Source organism: Brevundimonas sp. GW460-12-10-14-LB2 (genome assembly GCF_001636925.1).
Classification (GTDB): domain Bacteria; phylum Pseudomonadota; class Alphaproteobacteria; order Caulobacterales; family Caulobacteraceae; genus Brevundimonas; species Brevundimonas vesicularis.
The window spans coordinates 667,028-687,033 of the sequence record NZ_CP015511.1; the positions used below are offsets into that span (position 1 = coordinate 667,028).

Annotated in this window: 24 protein-coding genes; 7 read left to right on the plus strand and 17 right to left on the minus strand. The window is 68.0% G+C overall.

Annotated elements, in window-relative coordinates:
• Positions 1-66: 66 nt before the first annotated feature.
• Complete coding sequence (locus tag A4249_RS03155) at positions 67-1,233, plus strand: acyltransferase family protein (RefSeq protein WP_066550990.1); 1,167 nt, start codon at positions 67-69, stop codon at positions 1,231-1,233.
• On the opposite strand, the gene A4249_RS03160 is transcribed toward A4249_RS03155, so the two are convergent.
• The 3 genes from A4249_RS03160 to A4249_RS03170 all read right to left on the minus strand — a co-directional run bounded on the left by A4249_RS03160 (position 1,198) and on the right by A4249_RS03170 (position 2,199).
• The gene (locus A4249_RS03160) at positions 1,198-1,665 is read right to left on the minus strand and encodes a DUF411 domain-containing protein (protein WP_066550992.1); all 468 of its coding nucleotides are present in this window, start codon (positions 1,663-1,665) and stop codon (positions 1,198-1,200) included. The genes A4249_RS03155 and A4249_RS03160 overlap by 36 nt on opposite strands.
• A gap of 30 nt (positions 1,666-1,695) precedes the next feature.
• On the minus strand, positions 1,696-1,926 hold the full coding sequence (locus A4249_RS03165; protein WP_054765671.1) for a hypothetical protein: 231 nt from the start codon (positions 1,924-1,926) through the stop codon (positions 1,696-1,698).
• Positions 1,927-1,998: 72 nt separating this feature from the next.
• Positions 1,999-2,199, minus strand: coding sequence for a hypothetical protein (locus A4249_RS03170; protein ID WP_066550996.1), 201 nt, complete (start codon positions 2,197-2,199; stop codon positions 1,999-2,001).
• A gap of 334 nt (positions 2,200-2,533) precedes the next feature.
• Between A4249_RS03170 and A4249_RS03175 the strand changes: the two genes are divergently transcribed.
• On the plus strand, positions 2,534-2,830 hold the full coding sequence (locus A4249_RS03175) for a ParB N-terminal domain-containing protein (RefSeq protein WP_066550999.1): 297 nt from the start codon (positions 2,534-2,536) through the stop codon (positions 2,828-2,830).
• Here the strand turns inward: A4249_RS03175 and A4249_RS03180 are convergent.
• Genes A4249_RS03180 through A4249_RS03190 form a run of 3 tightly spaced genes read right to left on the minus strand, consistent with a single transcriptional unit; the run spans position 2,827 to position 5,313 of the window.
• Positions 2,827-3,159 (minus strand): hypothetical protein, encoded by a 333-nt coding sequence (locus A4249_RS03180; RefSeq protein WP_066551002.1) that lies wholly within the window; start codon positions 3,157-3,159, stop codon positions 2,827-2,829. The genes A4249_RS03175 and A4249_RS03180 overlap by 4 nt on opposite strands.
• Positions 3,159-5,015: a type IV secretory system conjugative DNA transfer family protein gene (locus tag A4249_RS03185; RefSeq protein ID WP_066551004.1), complete on the minus strand. Its 1,857-nt coding sequence runs from the start codon at positions 5,013-5,015 to the stop codon at positions 3,159-3,161. The genes A4249_RS03180 and A4249_RS03185 overlap by 1 nt, the downstream gene beginning before the upstream one ends.
• Positions 4,981-5,313 carry an ATPase, T2SS/T4P/T4SS family gene (locus A4249_RS03190; protein ID WP_066551006.1) on the minus strand — a complete coding sequence of 111 codons (333 nt, stop codon included), beginning with the start codon at positions 5,311-5,313 and terminating at the stop codon, positions 4,981-4,983. The genes A4249_RS03185 and A4249_RS03190 overlap by 35 nt, the downstream gene beginning before the upstream one ends.
• Positions 5,314-5,512: 199 nt before the next feature.
• On the opposite strand from A4249_RS03190, the gene A4249_RS03195 reads away from it, so the two are divergent.
• A complete protein-coding gene (locus A4249_RS03195; RefSeq protein WP_066551007.1) occupies positions 5,513-5,812 on the plus strand; it encodes a DUF7662 domain-containing protein in 300 nt (99 codons plus the stop codon).
• 65 nt (positions 5,813-5,877) lie between these two features.
• Here A4249_RS03195 and A4249_RS03200 read toward each other — a convergent pair whose 3' ends face one another.
• The 6 genes from A4249_RS03200 to A4249_RS03225 form a co-directional block, all read right to left on the minus strand.
• A complete protein-coding gene (locus tag A4249_RS03200) occupies positions 5,878-6,105 on the minus strand; it encodes an ammonium transporter family protein (protein ID WP_066551009.1) in 228 nt (75 codons plus the stop codon).
• A 10-nt stretch (positions 6,106-6,115) separates the two neighbouring features.
• Positions 6,116-6,499: a copper resistance CopC family protein gene (locus A4249_RS03205; protein ID WP_066551011.1), complete on the minus strand. Its 384-nt coding sequence runs from the start codon at positions 6,497-6,499 to the stop codon at positions 6,116-6,118.
• Between the two features lie 16 nt (positions 6,500-6,515).
• Positions 6,516-6,929: a copper resistance protein B gene (locus A4249_RS03210; protein WP_231868760.1), complete on the minus strand. Its 414-nt coding sequence runs from the start codon at positions 6,927-6,929 to the stop codon at positions 6,516-6,518.
• 87 nt (positions 6,930-7,016) lie between these two features.
• Positions 7,017-7,802, minus strand: a complete 786-nt coding sequence (locus tag A4249_RS03215; protein ID WP_082854036.1) for a DUF4198 domain-containing protein — start codon at positions 7,800-7,802, stop codon at positions 7,017-7,019.
• A 55-nt stretch (positions 7,803-7,857) separates the two neighbouring features.
• Positions 7,858-10,842: a TonB-dependent receptor domain-containing protein gene (locus A4249_RS03220; protein WP_066551013.1), complete on the minus strand. Its 2,985-nt coding sequence runs from the start codon at positions 10,840-10,842 to the stop codon at positions 7,858-7,860.
• A 211-nt stretch (positions 10,843-11,053) separates the two neighbouring features.
• Positions 11,054-11,290, minus strand: a complete 237-nt coding sequence (locus A4249_RS03225; protein WP_066551015.1) for a hypothetical protein — start codon at positions 11,288-11,290, stop codon at positions 11,054-11,056.
• Between the two features lie 376 nt (positions 11,291-11,666).
• Between A4249_RS03225 and A4249_RS17135 the strand changes: the two genes are divergently transcribed.
• From A4249_RS17135 to copD, 3 genes are all read left to right on the plus strand, one after another.
• A complete protein-coding gene (locus tag A4249_RS17135) occupies positions 11,667-11,999 on the plus strand; it encodes a chromate transporter (RefSeq protein WP_082854037.1) in 333 nt (110 codons plus the stop codon).
• A gap of 327 nt (positions 12,000-12,326) precedes the next feature.
• Entirely contained in the window at positions 12,327-12,689 is a 363-nt protein-coding gene (gene copC / locus A4249_RS03230; protein WP_066551017.1) for a copper homeostasis periplasmic binding protein CopC, read from the plus strand.
• Positions 12,690-12,693: 4 nt separating this feature from the next.
• Complete coding sequence (gene copD, locus A4249_RS03235) at positions 12,694-13,614, plus strand: copper homeostasis membrane protein CopD (protein ID WP_066551019.1); 921 nt, start codon at positions 12,694-12,696, stop codon at positions 13,612-13,614.
• Positions 13,615-13,643: 29 nt separating this feature from the next.
• Here copD and A4249_RS03240 read toward each other — a convergent pair whose 3' ends face one another.
• The 4 genes from A4249_RS03240 to A4249_RS16495 all read right to left on the minus strand — a co-directional run bounded on the left by A4249_RS03240 (position 13,644) and on the right by A4249_RS16495 (position 18,151).
• Positions 13,644-14,780 carry an acyltransferase family protein gene (locus A4249_RS03240; RefSeq protein WP_066551020.1) on the minus strand — a complete coding sequence of 379 codons (1,137 nt, stop codon included), beginning with the start codon at positions 14,778-14,780 and terminating at the stop codon, positions 13,644-13,646.
• Positions 14,781-14,967: 187 nt separating this feature from the next.
• Complete coding sequence (locus A4249_RS03245; RefSeq protein ID WP_066551022.1) at positions 14,968-16,011, minus strand: PepSY-associated TM helix domain-containing protein; 1,044 nt, start codon at positions 16,009-16,011, stop codon at positions 14,968-14,970.
• Between the two features lie 7 nt (positions 16,012-16,018).
• Positions 16,019-17,911: a TonB-dependent receptor gene (locus A4249_RS03250; protein WP_156494621.1), complete on the minus strand. Its 1,893-nt coding sequence runs from the start codon at positions 17,909-17,911 to the stop codon at positions 16,019-16,021.
• 45 nt (positions 17,912-17,956) lie between these two features.
• On the minus strand, positions 17,957-18,151 hold the full coding sequence (locus A4249_RS16495) for a hypothetical protein (protein WP_156494622.1): 195 nt from the start codon (positions 18,149-18,151) through the stop codon (positions 17,957-17,959).
• Between the two features lie 158 nt (positions 18,152-18,309).
• On the opposite strand from A4249_RS16495, the gene A4249_RS16725 reads away from it, so the two are divergent.
• On the plus strand, positions 18,310-18,699 hold the full coding sequence (locus A4249_RS16725; RefSeq protein WP_066551023.1) for a hypothetical protein: 390 nt from the start codon (positions 18,310-18,312) through the stop codon (positions 18,697-18,699).
• On the opposite strand, the gene A4249_RS03260 is transcribed toward A4249_RS16725, so the two are convergent.
• Positions 18,662-19,822, minus strand: coding sequence for an acyltransferase family protein (locus tag A4249_RS03260; RefSeq protein WP_066551024.1), 1,161 nt, complete (start codon positions 19,820-19,822; stop codon positions 18,662-18,664). The genes A4249_RS16725 and A4249_RS03260 overlap by 38 nt on opposite strands.
• Between the last annotated feature and the right edge of the window lie 184 nt (positions 19,823-20,006).

The following is a 20,006-nucleotide window of genomic DNA, read 5'->3' on the forward strand; positions in this document are numbered from 1 at the left end:
CGGTGGCGAAGTGAGCGGCCCGCGCTGATAACCATTCCTTGCCCCGTTGCGGACTAGGCTGCGCCCATGGTCCGCAGCGACGCCGCGCCGATGAAGTCCCGCCCACCGCGCATCGCCCGCGGCGGCTGGCTCGACGCGCTCCGCTTCATCGTCGGGGCGCTGATCATCCTCTACCATTTCCGCGAGGCCTCGCCGGTCCCGCTGCCCCAGCTGCATCCGGTGTTCGACCGCGGCTATCTGCTCACCGACTTCTTCATCATCGACTCCGGTTACGTCCTGGCGCGCATCTACGGCGACCGGCTCGCCGCCGGTCAGGCGTCGCTGCGCGCCTATGCGCGCCAGCGGCTGCTGCGGGTCATTCCGGCCCACCTCGTCGTCAGCCTTATCCTCGTCGTCCTCGTCGGCGGCGCGGCTCTGGCGGGGATCGCGCCCAGCAACCCGGGCTGGTTCGACTGGTCGCAGCTGCCGGCCCAGGTGCTGCTGCTCCAGGCCTGGGGCGTGCCGGGCGGGCAGGGGTGGAACGCCCCGACCTGGACGCTCTCGGCCCTGATTGCCTGCTACCTCCTGCTGCCCTGGATCTGCCGGGCCCTGTGGCGCTGGCCGCCGATCGCCGTGGTGATCGGCGCGACGCTGCTGGTCGTCGGCGCCGACCTCGCGGCCTCGCTGTGGCTCGGCGATCCGATCTACCGCCTGCCGATGCGCTACGGCGTCCTGCGCGCCTTGCCGCTGTTCCTGCTCGGGGTCGCGGCGGCCTTCTACGGTTCACGCGTCTATGTCGCATCCCGTCTGGCCGGCGCGATCGGGGTCGGCGCCGCCATCGCGCTTGTCATCCTTCAGGCCTTCGGCGCCTTCAGCCTGTTGTCGCTGGGCCTGATGACCGTGATCATCTGGGCCGCCGGGGCCGTATCGGTGCGCAGGCCGTCACGCCTGATCGAACATCTGGCCCTGATGTCGTTCTCGATGTTCCTGACCAATGAGGTCACCCGTATCGTTTGGTTCGGCCTGCTCGACGCCCTGGGCCAGGACGCCCTGTCGTCGGGGGTTCGCTGGGCGCTGTGGTCGATCGGTTTCATCGGCGCCTTCGCGGCCGCGGCGGTGTTCCGCTATGGCTTCCACCGGCCGGTGCAGAGCTGGCTCAACCCGTCGCGCGTCAGGCTGGCGGCTGCGGACAGGAACGCACCCGCGACGCCTCGGGCGTCAGGCGCCGTTGTGGCGGCCGAACACGCGGGTTGAACCATCGTTGAGGATCAGGACGGTCGTATAGGGTTCGCGCCCGGCGGCTTCCATGCCCGGCGAGCCAGCCGGCATGCCGGGGGCGCTCAGCGCCCGGGCGGCGGGGCGTTCGCTGAGCAGCCGGTCGACGTCGCCGGCCGGAACATGGCCCTCGATCGCATAGGGGCCGACGACCGCCGTGTGGCAGGAGGCCAGCCGGTCCGGAACGCCATGTTGCGCCCGGGTCGGCGCGAGATCTTCGCGCTCGACGACCTCTACGGTCCAGCCGGCCTGGCGCATGTGGGCGATCCAGCCGCCGCAGCAGCCGCACCAGGGCGTCTTGTAGGCGGTCATCCGCTTCGGCGGCGCGGCGAGGGCCGGGGCGGCGAAGGCGGCGAGGGACAGGCCGCTCAGGATGGACCGGCGGTCAAGGATGGTCGGAGAACGGTTCATGGCGGTCCTGGGTGACGATGACGCCGCGGCTTAGCCGGGCGTGTGACCTGCGTGCCCGCCGCTCTGCGGCGTTTCGGGAGCGGGCGCCGGAGCCGGGGCGGGTGCGTCCGGAGCCGGGGCCGGAGCGTTCATCTCGTCGCAGCACTCCATGGCGGCGCCGGGGGCCATGTCCTTGCAGCAGGCGCAGGCCTCCGCCGCGAGCACCGCGCCGGCGCTGAGGGCGAGGAAGGCGGCCGCCGCGGCGGCGATCTTGAGGGTCATCGCGGGTCTCCTTGAAATCGAGCCGCCTTGATCGGCCCGCGGGCGTCCGCCGTCAATGGGCGACCCCTGCGGTCAGGTGTCCACCCGTTCGACCGCGACCCAGCGTCCGCCGCGCTTCTCGACCACGAAGCGGGCGGACGTTTCCTCGAAGGCCGGCACGTCGCCGTCCCGGAACCAGATCCACGGGCGCGACCGGCTGCCCGGGCGCACGAAATAGGCGCGGCTGGAGCCGGCGTCCTGCCATTCGATGGTGACGGTCTTGCGGAGGGGCATGGCAAGAACAAAAGCAGAACACGAAGCGGGGTCAAGCCGGCTTCGCGCGCCCGCCGTCGTCATCCACAGGCGCACGCCGGGACGCCGCCCAGAAGGCTAAGGGCTCCGCCCTCGCGCGGGTCAGGGTGAAGCGGCTGCGCCGCCGGACCGGCCGGTCTCCCCGACCTTCCGCGCGGTCATGCTGTTCATTTTCATCATCGTCATCGGCTTGTGCAGGCCGGGCGATCCCCCTCCGGCCGGTCCGCCCTGGCCCTTGCTACCCCGGTCTCGCCGACGGGCAGGGTTTCAGGCGCGCAGTTCGCGTCCCTGCAACCCATGCCCAAAGGAGGCAGACATGACTGCTCAATCCATCGAAACCGCCGCGACCGAAGCGACCGCGCCGCAGCACGGCTCGGAGATCACCGTGCCGCTCAACCGGCTCAAGGCCTCGCCGAAGAATGCGAGGAAGACGCCGCACAGCCCGGCGACCATCGAGGCCTTCGCGGCCTCCATCAAGGCCAAGGGGGTGTTGCAGCCGCCCGTGGTCGAGATCGAGCGGGACGGGGAGGGCGCGCCCACCGGAAACTACCTCGTCACCATCGGCGAAGGGCGCCGTCAGGGGCTGCGGCTGATCGTCAGGATCATCCTCTAGCTGTTGCTGGACGACGCCCAAGCCGAGACAGAGCATTCGGTCGACCAAGGCTTCGTCGTAAACCACGGTCCGGATCGCGACGCCGGCGTCGTGTTCGAGATGCCGTGCGTCCAAGCCCAGAACGCACGGTCCTGGAACATCGGCTCCCTGGCGCGATGATCGCGATAGAAGCGCTCGGCGCGGCCCTGCCGGTCCCGCTCGACGAGATAGCGATCCAGCAGCGCGGGAGGGACATCGCCCTTGTCCAGGGACCGCGCCCGGCGCGCGCCGGCTTCGCCGTCAGGTGCGACGCGGTTGGACGGCGCGGGGCGCTTGTTTGGGGTCGCCATCAGCGGTCATGCGCCTCCTCAAGGGCCGACCGCGACGGGACGGCCGTGTCGATCATGCGGTCGATCCAGTCCCCGAACTGAGCTTCCGAGGCGTCGGCAGGCGGCGGGACGAGGCCCTCGGCGGCCAGCTGGGCGGCGAGGCTGTCGAAATCCATGTCCGTGTCGGTCTCCGGGAGCGGCGGGACGAGGAGGGGCCGGATTGGCGGGCCGGCGGCGGGCGGAACGGTCGGCGCGGGTCTGAGACGGGCGGTGAAGACCCGCTCGCGGTAGTAGCGGATCTTGCGGCCGCGGACGGGGGGCAGGCCTGCCTTGAGAACCAGCAGGGCGTCGCCCGGCAGTTGCATCAGCTCCTGCGGCAGCATCAGCGCGCGACGCTGGTCGGAGTCCGTATGGCTGCGGCGGCCTTGCGCGAGACCGCTGGGCCGGCTGCGGCTGCGGGCGCTGTAGGTGTAATAGCCGAGCCGTTCGCTGAGGTCCTGGGCGACCTTGAGCTCTTTGGGCGCGAAGACGATCTCGATACCGCAGTTGGTCAAGATCTCTTCGGTGACGTCCGCGCCATACAGGCCGCGCAGCTGCGACGGACTCTGGATAACCGGCAGCAGTCTCAGGCCGTAGCCGGCGACCCAGGCGAAGGCGTGCGCCAGCACCGGGGCGCGTCCCAAGCGGGCGAACTCATCGAGCAGGACGAGGACCGGCCGATCCGCCCGACCAGGCAGCGCACGGCTGTTGAGATCGACAAGTTGCTGGAACAGCAGGGCGTAGAGGGGCGCGACGCGCAGCAGATTGTCCGGCGAGGCGCCGAGATAGAGCGACAGGTCGCCCTCGCGGACCGTCCTGAGATCGAAGTCGCTGGCGCTGGTGGCGGCGTCGACGGCGGGGTTGAGCCACAGGCCCATCCGGCTGGTGATCGACTGACGCACGGAAGCAAAGGTATTTTCGCTCGAGGCGCAGAAATCGGTGAGCGCCGAGACATAGCCGGCCGACAGCGGACGGCCTTGTCGCCGGCGGTCCTCGATCAGCGCCGGGAACCGGAGCCGGGGGTCGCCCTGGGTCAGCTGGCGATAGATCTCCCCGAGCGTGAAGGGGCGGTCGGGCGTTTCGGCCACGACGGCGCCGACGCCGATGAAGCCGGTGCGGGCGGCCTCCGACCAGAACGGGTCGGCGTGATCGCTGCCGGTGAACAGCATGACCGACATGCGCTGCAGTTCGTCCAGCACGGCGACGGGATCGTCCCGGTCGATGTGGCCGAGCGGATTGAACCGGGCCGTGCGCCCGTCCTTCGCCAGGGGATCGAACAGCAGGACGCGCTGGCCGGCCTCGGCGCGATAGCCGGCCGTGGCCTCAAAATTCTCGCGCTTGATGTCGAGGACAACCACCGAGCCCGGCCATGCCAGCAGGTTCGGAATGACGACGCCGACGCCCTTGCCGGTGCGGGTCGGCGCATAGAGGATGACGTGATCCGGACCATCGGCGACGAGGAGGCGACTTCCGGCCCGACCGAGAATGACCCCTTGGCGCGCACGCAGGCCGGCGCGGTGCTGTTCGGAGGCGGAGGCCCAGCGGGCCGCGCCGTGCAGCGGCCGGCGGCGGTTCAGCAGGGCGGCCGCGGACAGGACGAGACAGACGAGGCCACTCGACGCCGATCCGATCGCCAGCCAGCGGCGGACCTCGGGATCGTGCCGGTAATACAGAAACCAGGCCGGGACCCGGCCGGGGTCGATATCGCCCGAGAATCGGCCCAGGCCGATCAGGGCGACCATCATGGCGCCGATCGAGACCAGGCCGAGGACGAGGAGCGCCGCGGCGGCGGCCAGCGCCGCCCTAGCCGCGGGGCTGGCGCTTGCGAACCGGGTCATGCCAGACCTCCGTCATCTGGAAACGGCCATCGACCTTCTTCATCTGCACGACCACATCGACAAGCAGATGGAGCAGGGCGCGGATGTCCTCGCGGGGCAGGTCCCGTCCGCCCTCGGACTCCCGCACCAGCAGGGTGAGCTGTTCGAAGGCCAGGGCGGCGGAATCCGCATGCACGGTGGTGATCGAGCCGGGGTGGCCCGAGTTGACATTGCGCAGGTACCTGGAGAAGGTGTGCTCGAAACTCCGGGTACGGACCCGGATCGAGGCCGTGGCGTCCGCCGTTCGGCTGGGTCTCATCGATCCGGGGTGAGGGGAGGGGGCGGGCCAGGAACTTCTGTGAGGAAGCCCGGCGTTTCGCCGCCAATCGCCGCCGACGCTCGCGCGTCCCCTGTCGGCGCCTATCGTTCCCGGAACCCGTCGCGGGCGAGCCTAGACTGGAGAGGCCGGTCGCGCCAGTTGGGCTTGACCGTCAACGGCAGGGGAGCAAGACACGCCGATGGCCAAATATTCGCCGCTCGCAGCCTTTCTCAGACGCCAGAAGCGCGCAGAAGTGGACCTGACGTTCCGGGACATCGAACGGATCGTCGGCGGCATCCTGCCCAAGGCGGCGGCGATGGAGGACTGGTGGCGCACGGATCCCGCGCGGGAGCCCATGCCCCAGCATCTCGCCTTCGCCGACGCGGGTTTTGTCGCCGAACCCCGGACGCGGGCCGAAACGGTCCGTTTCGTCCGGGTGGGGGGATGCGGCGTCACAGGAGGCGCGGCGCGGCCGAGCGGGACGATGGCCGAGGAGTGAGGCCTGGACGCTCTCGGCAAGGCCCGGTCGACGGAGCGCTTGCCGGAGCGGCTCAGATCGGCCGATCAGTGATGGTCGGCGTGACCCTGGGGAGCGGGAGCATCCGAGGGCGCGGGCGTGGGCGCCGCCGGTTCGGCGGGCGGAGGCGTTTCGGGTTTCATCTTGTCGCAGCAGGACATGGCGGCGTTAGCCGCCATGTCCTTGCAGCACTCGCAGCCTTCGGCGGCGAGCGCCGCACCCGCGCTCAGGGCCAGGACAGCGCCGGCGGCGGCCAGCAGATTGGAAAGTTTCATCGTCGTTCTCCTAGTGAACCATGAAGCTGACGGACCCGGACATCTTGTGCCCGTCCGCGCCTTCCGCCGTCCAGGCGGCCCTGTAAGTGCCCGCCACGAGGCGGGGCAGGGCCACGCTGACGGTCGCGGCGGCCGGCGCGGCAGGGGCGTTGACGACGACCGGGGCACGTCCTTCGGCGGTGAGGGTCACGGTCTTCAAAATCATCGCGTGCGGGAAGGTGACGCTGAAGCGTTCAGGCGAACCGGATGTCATGGCGCCATCGGCAGGGACGGTGACGATGCCCGATTGCGGCGCGGCGGCTTGAGCCGGCATGGCATGGCCAGCGTGCGGGTCTTGGGCGGCGGCCGCTCCGGCGAAGGCCAGGGCTGCGGTGAGGACGAGGGTGCGGATCATCAATGATCTCCTTCGGTTAGAACCAGGCGTTGAGACCGTCGACGAAGCGTGTGTCGTCTATCTCGCCGCCTCGGGCTTTGATGTAGTCGGCGGTATCGCCGAGCGCGCGGCTCCATTCGACGCCGACGTAGGGGGCGAGCTCCTTGCGAAACTCATAGCGGAGACGCAGGCCCGCTTCGACCGAGGACAAACCGGAACCGAGCTCCAGTTCCGGAATGTCGCTGGCGGAGGCGTCGATTTCGAGGCGCGGCTGGAGGATCCAGCGCTGGGTGATGCGCTGGTCGTATTCGGCCTCGACACGAGCGGTCAGGTTCCCCTCGGTCGACAGGAAGGAGGCGGCGTCGATCTCCCACCAGTAGGGCGCCAGACCCTGAAGGCCGAGAACCAGATGCGTCGTATCATCGCCCTCGAGGCGGAAGTCCTGGCGCACGCCGGGCTGGAGGTCTCAGAAGGGCGTCACAGCCGGCTGTAGCGCCTCGGATGATGATGACGAGGACCACCGCCCAGGGGCATCAACCTAGACCGGCGCGTTGAAGGTCAAGGTCGCGTTGTTGGTGACAAACCGCTCTCCGGGTTGCGACGGCGCGTCAATAGTTACCGCGACCAGCATGATGGGGCCGCTCACGCCATCCTGAAGCTTCAACCGGCCGTCGGCGTCGGTGACGACCGTGCGACGTTCGCGAGGGCCGAAACGGATAGTGACGGGGTGCGCCGCTAACGGCTCACCGTTTCTGATCAGCTGAAAGCCGGCGGGCATCGATTGACCCGGTTCGAACAGCGGCAGAAACTCCACCTCCAAACCCGTTGGGCCCTGCGGGATCGGGGTGCAGGTCTGGAAACACACGAGAGATTTCGCTAGGCGGCGCGATCGGATCTGGAGCGTCGCGCCAGCGGGAAGCAAACGATGGACTGTCGCGATGTCCTCCGCCGAGAACGGGTGCTCGTCAAGGTAGGTCTCGACCTGGTCAGGGCGCCAGTTGGACTCGCCCCAAACCGTCTGAAGAGTGACCGCGGCCATGCCCTCGTCGGCGCTGGAGACGGTTAAACGGAGGGATTGCCGATGGGCGTCCACGGCGACTTGGGCGGGCCTGCCGTTCACCATCGCTCGTGCTTCTCCGACCCGCGCCAGCGGCGAACCGACATTGAGAGCGGGAAAATCTGACGACGAGGTCGCGTGAACGATAAGCGGTTGTCCGGCCGGTCCGACAAAGCGCTCGGGGATGAGAAAGAAGTCGTGGGCGACCGCGCCGCCGGCGACGAGGCTGAGGCTCGTGGCCAAGGTCAGCATCAGACGAGTGTTCATGAGATGGGGCCTTCTTTTGCGTGATTTCAGCAGGACGCGCCGAGTATCGGTGGGATCAGAAGCGAGCCGTCAGTCCGACGTAGTATCGGCGTCCGACCAGATCGTAGGTGGACGGGTCGGTATTGGCGGCGATCGCGGGCGCATAGACGGGCGGCTGTTCGTCCGTCAGATTGTTGACGCCCGCGCGAAGTGAGACGGTCGAGTTGATCTCAAATCCAGCGTTCAGATCGAAATAGTGGATGGCGTCGATGACTTGGCTTCGATTGTTGAAGTTCTCGACCTCGCCTTGGTAACGCCAGCGCAGACCGAGGGTCCACGGATCCTGAGTCCAGTTCAGGGTCGAGAGCGCCTTCCATTCCGGGAGGGTTAGACCGAAGCTGTTGGAAACGGTGCCTTTGCGATCGGTGTAGGGGCCGCCCGGGATGTCCTGCCGCTCCCATTCCAGCAGCCGGGTGCCAGTGACGTTGAGGGCTAGGGCGCCCCAGTCTGGTGCGCCTATGTCGGTCAGATCGAGCCGCCAGTCGATCTGGAAGTCGATCCCCTTGGTCTTCAGCGTGCCCAGGTTGGCATTTGTCTCGAACGTGCTGGTGATCTGGCCGGAGTTCGGATCCCGGCTGAACAGGCGGCAGAACACGTTGTTCGGATCGTAGGTCGGGTTGGAGACGCCGTCCTGATTGTAGCAGCGGCGCAGCTGTTCGGTCGTCGAGACCGTGCCGACCACCTGCTCGATGGTGATGTCATAGTAGTCGATGGATCCGGATACGCCGCTAAGCCACGCGCTAGACAACGGCGACTGTAAGATCGCGCCGACCGTGAAGGAGTCCGCGGTCTCCTCCTGCAGGTCGGGATTCCCGCCGGTTACGCCCGACACTTGCGAGTTGGAGAAGGTGTAGGAGTCGATCACCTGCGCCGGGACATTCTGCGCCAGACAGAGGCTCCGCACCTGGCCGGCGTTCGCGGCGCCGGGCGCGCGATAGGCGCCGCGGATGTCGCAGGGGTCGCCGGAGAACTGCCGCACCCCGGTCGAGGACACGGGTACGCCGATCGACGGGAAGCTCAGGTTCTGGGCGGCGAAAAGCTCCCCGATCGAGGGCGCGCGCACCGCGCGTTGCACACCGCCGCGCAGCCGCAGCCCGTCGATCGCCTCCCAGCTGAGGTCCGCCTTGTAAGACGCGACCTGTCCGATGGTGTCATAGTCTGACACACGGTAGCCGAGGTTGGTCTCAAGCTGGCGAATGAACGGCAGGTCGGCGAGCAGCGGGATCAGTACCTCGGCATAGAGTTCCGACACCGTATCCGATCCCGACAGCGGCGTGCCGGAGTTGCCGGCCAGTTCAGGTCCGGTGACGCCGTTAAGGGTAAAGGTGCTGATCAGCAGGTTGTCGGGCGAAAAGTCGTAGTTCTGCTCTCGGTAGGCCGCGCCGACAGCCGCGCGCACCTCGCCGGCGGGCAGGGTGAACAGCCCACCCTGCAGATTGGCTTCCACTACACGCTGATCGTTCGTAGTTTTATTGCGCGGCACCCGGCTGACATAGGCGATACAGCTGGCGCTCAACGGATTGGCGCCGAAGGGGTTGAAACCGCCGGTGCAGAGCGACGCGCCGCCGTCTGACGCCTCCAGGAGCCGCTGAATGGCGGAGCGAGAGAGATAGCCAGTGTAATTGGTGTCGTTGTCTACCCGGCCATAGGTCAAGTAGGCGTCGTAGGTCCAGTCGCGCAGACCGACCAGATCGCCGCGTAAGCCCGTGGTGATCTGGTAGACGCTGTAATTTTCGTTCTGGCGGCGCGGACCGAGCTCGTTGAATCGTTTGTCGAGGCGGAAACTCCCGGCCGGATTGGGTCGCGAGTTGAGGACACCGCGCAGTTCAGTAGGAATGAACGGATTGGTAGATGGGATACGGAAGCCCGTAGTGGGGCCGGTACCCGGGTTGGACGCGAGCTGGTTGCCGGCCTGATACTGAGAAAACAAGACGTCCGTGTAAAACTCGACCGCTTCGGTGAGCTCGTAGCTCGCGGCCGCATACACATTGTACCGGGTCTGGGGAATAATCAGATAGTTGCGATCAACGGTGCTGTAGGTGAAGTCCGTCTGCTGCAACGGACCCGGCTTGCGGAACCCCTCATAGTCTATACCGCCGGGACTCACGTAATCGCGCGCGCCCTGATAGGTGAACAAGGTTCCGTTGTTGTTGAAGCCGAACGTATCGCCCCGTGCAGCGCCGGAAACGGCGGCGTTGACGGCGGCGGCTGTCGGCAAGTTTGAGGCGTCGAACACCGTCGACCCGAGCGGCGAGGTGCCGGCGAACCCGCCGATGAGCGAGAAAGAGCGACTGGCGTTGAGCACGGACGCCCGGTTGGAATAGCTGGCCGAAAGAACAGCGCGACCCCGTCCCTCGGCGAAGTCCCCGCCGAGCGTTAGGCTGACCGCCTCCGCCTCCGCGTCGCCCTGGTCGGAGGCCCCGTACTGAGCGTCTAGCTTGAAGCCTTCAAAGCGGCGGTCGAGCAGGAAGTTGAGCACGCCGCCCACCGCGTCCGATCCGTAGGTCGAGGAGGCTCCGCCCGTGATCGTCTCGACGCTAGCGATCAGGGGGGTGGGCAACAGGTTGAGATCGACGACCGACGAGGCGTTGGATGGGACTATCCGGCGCCCGTCGAGAAGAACGAGGGTTCGCGTCGATCCAAGACCACGGAGTTGCACATTGGCTTGGCCCGCCAGATTTGGGCTGTTAGAGGCCGCGTTGCCCAAGGCCGTGAACTGCGGCAATTCGTTGATCAAGCTCTCGATGTTGACCGATCCCGTCGCCTGGAAATCCTCTTGGGTCACGGTCACGATCGGGCTGTTGGCGATGTAGTCCTGTCGGGCGATGCGAGACCCGGTGACGACAACAGCTTCCAGCTCTGCGGCCGGTTCGGATGACGATGTCTCGGAGGAGGGACGGTTTTGCGCCGCGACAGGCAGGGCCGTCGCTGTCGCCACGATCGTGATTCCGGTCAGGACAGAGGAGGCGACGAGCCGGCTCCTGAAAAACTTATTGGCCAATGGTTTCCCCCTAGCGACATTGCGGCCAAATCGCGGCCCCTCTTTGTTGACTACGCGGCGTCTCCTCCCTTCCCTCATATGTCGCGAATTTTTCAGTCGACCGGGATGGTCGGAGCTCTCGGACGCGTCGAACAACGCTTTCCAAGCCGGTGGGGATTGCTCGAAGAGGTGCAGAAGACCGGATATCGGCGCTCGACGACGGTCGAGGACGTTAGTGCAGTACCTCGCCACCGACAGGATCGACCTGTCTAAGCTGGCCTGCCGCGTCCTGGACGAAGACTTCGACGGTCTCGCCCTTTTCGATCAACGTGGTAGCGCGGACCAGGGCTGACTCGATGGCGTCGACGCTGAAATCGAAGTGGCCGGCGTCTCGGCCATCGCGGAGGACGCGCCAATCGCCTTCGCCTCGAATGACTGTGAACTGGATGGTGTCCGAAAGCGCCGTCAAGAAACTGCTCCAACTGCGAGCCTGGGTGACGATGGTTTCAGCTTACCCGACGTTTCGGGAACGGTTCAAACCAAACACCCCTCAAGGTTGACCCTCGCCGCTGGCGTCGCCGAAATGGGGGTACGGAAGGCATGATCCGTTGGCGGGTGATTTGCGACGGCGGCGCAAAACCGAGTGCGACTAAGCTTCTGCGGCATCGAACGGATCATCGGCGGTCTTCGGCCGAAGGCGTCTAGTGACCTAGGCTGGCGGTCGCACGGCGCAGACGACGCCGATGGCGCGCCGCAGAAGTAGGCTCGGGTTCGGCAGGGTTCGCAGCTGAAGTCGATCTGAAAGCGGAGACGGTGCGCTTCGTCGGAAGAGAGCCCAAACCAATGTGTGCAGACCGGCAGGTCGGATAGCGCAGGCGCCGTGGCGCACCAGCCTCTACCCCGCGTGGTTCTCAGGCGCCCTGTTCCTTCGATTCTTGAGGATCGGGTTCACAGTCTGCGGCGGGCCTGTGGTGCCTGTCGTTATGGCGCGTTGCGAACTGATGGGTAAGGCTCGCGGGATATCCAGTGACCGGTTGAACCGACTGCTAGCGTTTACGCAGGCGCTGGTGGGCCCCGAAGCGCATGAACTTTCGACTATGCGCCGACGAGCAGTAATCGGCGAATTCTCGCGTGATGCTCGAGTTCCGCGTCTAGGCGATCGGCGAGGCGGCGCTTAGCGACCTGCGGTCTGCGACGCGGCGGCGCCTCTACAAGGCGTTGTCGTCCAGACCGGCGCCCTGCCGGTGACAGCGGTTGAGCGGACCCGCTGTGCCGAAGCGCGACTGGACCGTGACTCACTTTGTCCGGCCTTCCCTTGGTAGATGTGTCTCTGCTTGCCGGCCGCCACCAACTGATCCGGTTTAAATCCCTGAAGCCGAGTTTGTGGATGAACCCGCCGTCGAGTGTTTTTGTCGGGGGCCGGCCGGCTTCAGTTTCATTTCGTGAGGGGCGGGGGCGCGTGCCGCGTAAGAGACAGTAGGGGCGTCCCTTCCTAGGAGTTTGAGTTGACCCGTTTCAAAATCGCATCGCTCGCCGCGACCGTCGCGGCGCTTTCCCTGGTCGCCGGTCAGGCGGATGCACACGCGCGTCTCGTGAGCGCCACGCCGGCCGCCGGCGCTGCGGTCGCGGCGCCGCGCACCATCAGCCTCACCTTCAGCGAGCGCGTGGCGCCGGCCTTCTCCGGTTTCGATCTCGTCAATGCGGCGGGCGCGACCATCCGTGTCCAGACACGGGTGTCCGAGGACGGCAAGACGATCTCGGGCGCTCCGGCGAGGCCGTTGGCGGCCGGGGCCTACGTGGTCAACTGGCGGGTGGCGTCTCCGGACGGGCACCGGATGACGGGGTCCACCAACTTCTCGGTCCGCTGATCAGATGGAGACAACGGTCGTCCTGCTGAGGCTGGGGCAGTACATCGGCGCCGTCCTGCTGTTTGGCGTCCCCCTGTTCTTCGCGTTCAGGATGCCCATGTCGGACGCGGCCGCCGAAAGGTGGCCGCGAACGACGCTGCTGGTCGCCGCCGTGGCGACCGTCCTGGCTGCTCTCGCCAACCTCGTGGTCCAAACCGCCGTGATGGCGGGATCGCTGACCGAGGCGCTGAAGCCGGAGTCGCTGTCCTACGTGGCATTCGGCACGGGCCTGGGCGTCGGCTTCCTGGTTCGCGCGGCGATGGCCCTTTTGGCCGCCGTTCTGCTGATCAGTCTGAAACCGGGACGCGGCGGCTGGATCGTGCTGACCGTCGTCGGCGCTGTGGTCAGCGCCAGCCTGGCCTGGACCGGTCACGGCGCGGCGACGGAAGGCGCGGGCCGCTGGCCGCATCTGATCGCCGATGTCGTTCACGCGCTCGCCGCCGGACTCTGGCTCGGCAGTCTGGTCGCGTTGTTCCTGATGCTGCGGACCCGCCACGGGCACGCGGCGGGCGCGCCGGTGACTCACGCCGCCCTGGAGGGGTTCGCCGGTCTGGGAACGCTCGCCGTCGTCCTGCTGACGATCACGGGTCTGGTGAACAGCGCCTATCTGATCGGGTTCAGCCGGCTCGGGAGCCTGTTGACGACGCCCTACGGCGTTCTTCTGATCCTGAAACTCGTCCTGTTCGCCGGCATGCTGGCCCTAGCGGCCTCGAACCGCTTTGTCCTGACCCCGCATCTCGGATCGGCGCTCGAAGACGATCACGCCCGTCCGCTCGCCTTGCGCCGCCTGCGGCGCAGCCTGGCGCTGGAGACCGTGCTGGCGGCCCTGCTGCTTCTGATCGTGGCGATCATGGGCACCCAGGCGCCCCCCGCCGCCATGATGTGAACCTCGCCGAGCTTTTGTGAAGGATCGGCCTACAGCGCGGGAACGGGAGACTTGGCCGCGGGGGAGGTCGATCGCGACCCCGACTGCGGACGATTGAACCAGGCCTGGGTCGGTCGGTCGAAGGCGTAGCGGAAGACGGCGGCGCCGCCGAAAGCCGCGGCCAGGCCGACCGCCCAGGCGGTCCATTGCACTGACGGACTCCAACTCCGCCAATCGACGGCGTCGAGCACGCCGAACCACACGATCCGGATCACTTCGTTGGTCAGGAAGATCGCGAACGCCATCAAAGCGAGGTGCTCGACCAGCCTGGACGGGCTCCGAACCGGCAAGGCCCCGGTGGCGAAGATGATGACGGTCAGGAGGCCGAGGGTCGCCAGATTATGGGGTCCCAGAGCCTGCAGACCCGCCACAGCGACCACGGCGGAACCGCCCAGACCGGCGGCCAGACGGGGCGGGCAATAGACCTGCCGGGCGAACAGAGCCACGGCGACGCCGAGGGCGAACAGCGGAAAGGCCCGCAGGAAGCCGAGGCGCAACGGCATCTCGTAGATCGGCAACCCGAAGGCGGCGTGGGCGGACAGGTTGGCGGCGAGCAGCCCGCCCACCCCAAGAGCGAGGATCAGCCATGGGGACAGGCCGCGCGCCGCGCGAGCGAGGAAGGGCAGGCTGACGTAACAGCCCAGGAGCGCCGAGAGCGTCCAGGTCGGCGCGTTCCATCCCTCTCCGCCCGGCACCCCATAGGCCTGCACCAGAAAGAACTGGGCGGGAAACCGGGACCAGTCGAACCATTCCGGGTGGCTGGGTGTTTGGCCCAGGATCGCCGCCGTCAGCACCAGCCCCGCCAGGGCGAGGCTGACGGTCATGTGGGCCGGAACCACCCTGAGAAATCGCTGACGGTAGAAGACGGAAAGCGGAATTCGCCGGTTCGCGAGCCGCTCGCCGTAGACGCGGGCGAGAACGTAGCCGGAGTCGATGATGAAGAAGTCGGTCAGCAGATAGCCGCGGTCGAAGACCGGATGGAAGAGCGGCAAGGGGATCGGAGCGGCCTCGCGGAAGTGATAGAGGACGATCATCGCCCCCACGACGAAACGCAGAAGGTCGAGCCAGCCGCCGCGCGCGATCGGCGGCGGGCGTCGGCGCTCCGGGGGTGCTGGATCTTCCGTCATCCAGCCATCATCCCCCCACAGGCGCCAAGGAAGGCTTGCCCGACACGGTGAACGAGGCCTTGCCGCCGGTGGTCGCGCGTAGGGGTTCGCGCGGGGCGGTGTGAGTGCATCAGGCCTCGAGTGGCGACCAGCGGAGGGCAAGACCCGGGAATCCGGCAAACCCTTCCGCTCCCTCGCCCGCTTGTCCTCAGCGGGTCGGTTTCGATCGAGGCGAGCGGCGTCGGGGCTTTCCGAGGAAGGCCCAGGCGCCGACCACCCCCAGGGCCGCCATGGCGACGCCGCTGAGCGCCGTCACCGCGCTATAGAGCCAGCCGCCGACCGAACTGGCGTGCAGGGGGTAGAAGGCGTTGTAGGCCCGGACGCCGGTCGGCAGGGCGTTGGCGTCGGAGGTCGCGACCGCCCGGCTGGTGGCCGGATCGATGGTCACGGTGGTGCGGCCGTTGGGATGCCACTCGCCGGGCTGCTTCAGACGGATCGTGGCGGGCTTGCCCGGTGCGGCGGGGCGGACAACCATGCGCGGGATCGCTTCGGGGAAGCGGGCCTGGGCCTCTGTCAGGGCGTGGGCCCAGTCGACGTCCCCGGTCCCGACCACCGGCGCCGGCGGCGTCGGGACAGCCCCCAGCAGGGCCTGGGTCGTGCCGTGAAAGACGATGGCCGCACCGGTGATGCTGAAGACGACCAGCGGGATGGCGAAGATCAGGCCGAGATTGCGATGGCTGCCGATCAGTTCGCGCCGGGCCCCCGAGCGGGGCCAGACCCGCCAGCCGGTGGCGCGCCAGGCGGGAATCCAGACGATCAGGCCGGTCAGGATCATCACCGCCAGGGTCAGGCCGGCGCCGCCGGCAACCAGCTTGCCGGTGTGACCGGCCAGCAGCTCGTGGTGAAGGTCGAAGATCCATGTCTCGGCTCGCGCCGGGCCCCACCAGCGGTCCACCACCTTGCCGTCGGGGTCGGCGTAGCCGAAACCGTCCTCGGCCAGGTAGAGCCGGTGAACGCCGACCGCCCCGCCCGGCAGGACCACCGAGGTGAGGCGGGGCTCGGCTGCCTCGAGCCGGTCCAGCGCCGCACCCAGACGGGCGGCATCGAGATCGATCTCGGCGCGCGCGGCGGGGACGGTGGCGCGGATCCAGTCGTCCTCGAACACCAGCAACGATCCCGTCAGGCCCAACACCACGGCCAGGATCGAGAGGGCGGTCCCGGCCCAGGCGTGGAGCGTGCGGATCGCGCCCATCACCGGCTCAGAAGCTCCGCGTCAGGGTCACGGTGGCCGTGCGCCCGCGACCGGCGAAAAAGCGCAGATTGTCGGTCGGCCCCTGTGTGTCCGAGAAATAGGAAATGTACTGCTCGTCCAGCAGGTTCTCCACCCCCAGCGACACCGTGCCGAAGCCCGCCTCGTAGCGGGCCACGGCGTCGAGCACCGTATAGCCCTCGAAGCCGTTGGCCGCGGGCTCGCCGTCGAAGTCGCGTGCGAGATAGGTCTGGGCCTGAAGGCGCAGGGCGATCGGGCCTGTCTCGTACTCGCCCCACAGCAGCAGGCGGTCGGGCGAGATGTTCGCTCCGTTCAGGTCGCGGTCCAGATCGCCGTCGCCGTCGCTGTCGCTCTGGCCGTCCAGCGCGGCGTAGCTGCCGCCAAGGGTCAGGGCGTCCGTGGCGCGCCATAGTCCCTTCAGCTCCAGTCCATCGATCCGCGTGGCCTGGCGCTGCACCTCGAAGATGCCCGAGGGCAGGCGGTTCAGCAGCGAGCCGCGTTCGGCCTCGGACCGGAACACGGCGGCGGACAGCTCGACGCGCGCGCCGCGGTATTCGACCCCGACCTCGGTGTTGTCCGACACCACCGGCTCGACGTTGAGGAAGGTGTCGACGTCCTGATTGGGGCGGTTGATGCCGCGCAGCACCCGACCGACGTCCGGCATGGTGAAGCCCTGGGCGAAGGAGCCGTAGACGAGGAGAGCCGGAGTCACCTCGAAGGCGGCGCCGATATTGAACAGCGTCTCCTCGAAGCCCGGCTCGCCGCCCGCCACCGTCTGAGGGCCGTAGGCGTATAGGGTCTGGAAGTCGTCGACCTTAAGCTTCGCCGATTCACGCCGCACGCCCGCCGACAGGCTGAGGCGGCCCGCCAGGACCGACTGGTTCAGCTGCAGGAAGGGCGACAGGCTCTCGTAGGCGGTCTCGGGCACCCAGTTGCGCCCGGTCAGGATCAGTTCCTGATAGGTCCGGTCGCGCAGGCCGTCGAGGCCGACCAGGGCCTTGAGGCCCGCCAGACCGGGAACCTGGCCCTGCCAGTCGATCTTGAAGCCCAGCTTTTCCGAGTTGTTGGCCGACTGGTCGAACAGGGTCCCGACCGTGGCGATGCGGGGGTCCTGGAAGTCCGGGAAGCTGCCGCCGCCGAATACGCCCTGGTAATCGTGGGCGAAGACCTGGGCCCGCAGGACGCCGCCGAACAGGTCGCGATCGGTGTAGGTCAGGGCCGCAGTGGTCACCGCGTTCGAGGGCTGCTCGCCCGGCGCCGCGCCGCGCACGGCGGTGGTCGGGACGCCCGTCGCCCGGTCGCCCGCCACGGTCACATAGTCGCCGTCGCCTTCCAGATCGAAGCGGTTGACCCAGCCCTCCAGCCGGCGATCGCCGCCCAGGTCCCAGCCACCGCGCGCAAGCAGCGAGACGGCTTGCGAGTCCTGGACCTCGCCCTGGGCGCCGTCGAAGCCGACGCGGCTGCCGTCAGCGTCATAGTAGGCGCCGCGGGTCTCGAAGGCCGCGCCCACGGTCAGGTCAAAGGCGCCGAAGTCACGGCCGCCGATGGCGGCGATCTTGGCGCCGACGCCGTCGCCCTGCAGCTCGTCGTCGGTGGTGACCTGGGCCATCATCCGCCCGGTCAGGCCCTCCGCCTCGGACGGCTTGCGGGCGGTGACGTAGTTGACCACCCCGCCGGTGGCCCCGATGCCCTGGATGGCGTTGGAGCCGAAGATGACCTCGACCCGGTCGATGAAGAAGGGATCGATGGTGTAGCCGTCGCGGCTGTCGTCGCGCAGCGGCGTCGACTGCGGCACGCCGTCGACGAGATAGAGCGGCGAGCGTCCGCGCAGGGTCTCGCCGAAGCCCGACAGCTTCTGCCGCGTCGGCGAGAAGGAGGGCACCAGGGCCGCCACCGTATCGACGGCCGAGGCGGCCAGCGCCGTCTGCTAGACGATGGCCTCGGCGTCGATGAGCTCGACCGTGGCGGCGATCGCGGAGCGCGGGGTCTCGATCCGGGAGGCGGTGACCACCACCTCGTCCAAAAGCGTCGCGTCCGGGGTGGGCCCCTCCTGGGCCGCCGCGGGAAGCGCGGCCAGCAGCAGCGGCAGGAGGGCGACGGTGGCGAGGAGACGAGGGGACATGGAGCTCTTCAGGGGAACGACAGGGAGGGCGTCTGACCACAGGCCTTGTTGCGAGTCAATCGCACTCGCATCTAGCCAGCCTGGTGTTGGCTTCTTCGTGGCTATCGCAGGGGCCGAGCAGCGCTTGACCTGCGGGGCGGCGAGAGGAAAAGAGGTTCATGGCCAAATACGCGCCCCTCGCAACCTATCTGCGGCGTCAAAGGCGGACCGAAGTGGTGCTAACGTTCCGCGATATCGAACGCATCATCAGCGGCCTTCTTCCGAAGGCTGCGGCGACGGAGGGCTGGTGGAAACCTGAGCGCGGCGCGCCCGCGACGCCACAGCATCTCGCCCTGGCGGACGCCGGCTTCGTGGCCGAGCCGCATCTCCGAACGGAGACGGTGCGGTTTATCCGCGACGGAGGTCCTCGCGACGGGTCGATCGGAGGTCGGGATCGGCCGGTTCTCGACGACGGCGGTGTCATCGCCAACGAGCGGACGGCCGTCGCGAAGGGCGAAGAGACCGGTCGGCTCAGCGGTCGTCAGGCTCACGGAGCGCCGGCGGGCTGAGCGCGGCCGGGGCGAGCTCGTCGCGACGCCTGTCGAACCGGCGCCTTATCCAGGTTCGGCCGGGCTTTTCGACGAGCAGATGCAGCGCCGCCGCGATCAGGGCCGTGGCGATGAACAATCCGATCAGTTCGACCGGCGTGATGCGGAAGGTGCTGTCGATGCCGCGCAGTTCGGCCACGACGCCCTTCCAGGCCACGATCACCGGCATGTGCACCAGATAGAGGGCGAAGGACGCTTCTCCGGCGAAGACAAGGCCCGGGGCGGCGAGGGGGCCCTCGCAATCCGCCCGCGCGAGCAGGGACCAGGTCAGAATCACGGGGGCGGCGAGGGCGACGATGGTGCGATCGTCCAGTGACAGCTGCATCGCGCCCAGCAGCAGGACGGTCGTGGACAGGGCGGCCGCGGCGGCCACGGGCGGGCTCCAGCGCCAGCGATGGCCCAGCCCGTAGAGCGCCATGCCGACCAGGAATTCGGGGACGATCCGGAGAATGCCGAGGGAGTCCTCAGCTCGCGGAAGGACCTTGCCGAACGCCTGGACGTAGAAGGCGTCGAGGGCGACGAACGCCGCGGCCCCGATCCCCAGCAGCACCCACGGCCGCGCTCGCAGACGGAGGGCCAGCCAGGCGTAGGCGGGGAACAGCAGATAGGCGAACCATTCCGCCGACAGGGACCAGCTCGGGCCGCTCCAGTTCAACTCCGCATCGGTCGGAAACCAGGCCTGGATGAGAAACAGCGTCTGGAAGAAGGCCAGCGGCCCGTAGCCCTCGGCGTCGAAGCGGACGCCGGCGGCGGTCGCGCCCAGCACCATGATCAAGGCGCCCGTCAGAACCGCGACGTGCAGGGGATAAAGCCGCGCGAGCCGGGCGACGATGAAACGCCGGTAACTGAAACCGCGGCTCGCGAAGGCCGGACCGTAGACGTGCGCCAGAATGAAGCCCGACAGCATGAAGAAGGCGTCCACCGCCAGCCGGCTTCGCTCGATGATCGGGCTGAAGCCCAGGGCCGGATCCCATTGGAGCTGATAATGGAACAGCACCACCCCCAAGGCGAGGAAGGCGCGCAGACTGGTCAGGGCCCTGAGATCGGCGGGATAGCCGTCTCGGGTCGGCGGTACGGATGTCATTCGCGATGGCCCCCCAAGGGCGGCGGATCAGCACCGCCGCCATATTGAGATACGCATCGGGCGGGAACATCCCTCATGCGCGACGCCAGACGGGGCCGGCCGGTCATACGGGACGTCCAAGTCTGGCTCGGGGCTCGGCATGCCCTCGGCCGGTTTGCCAGCCTGGACCGCTGCGGCTCTGGGT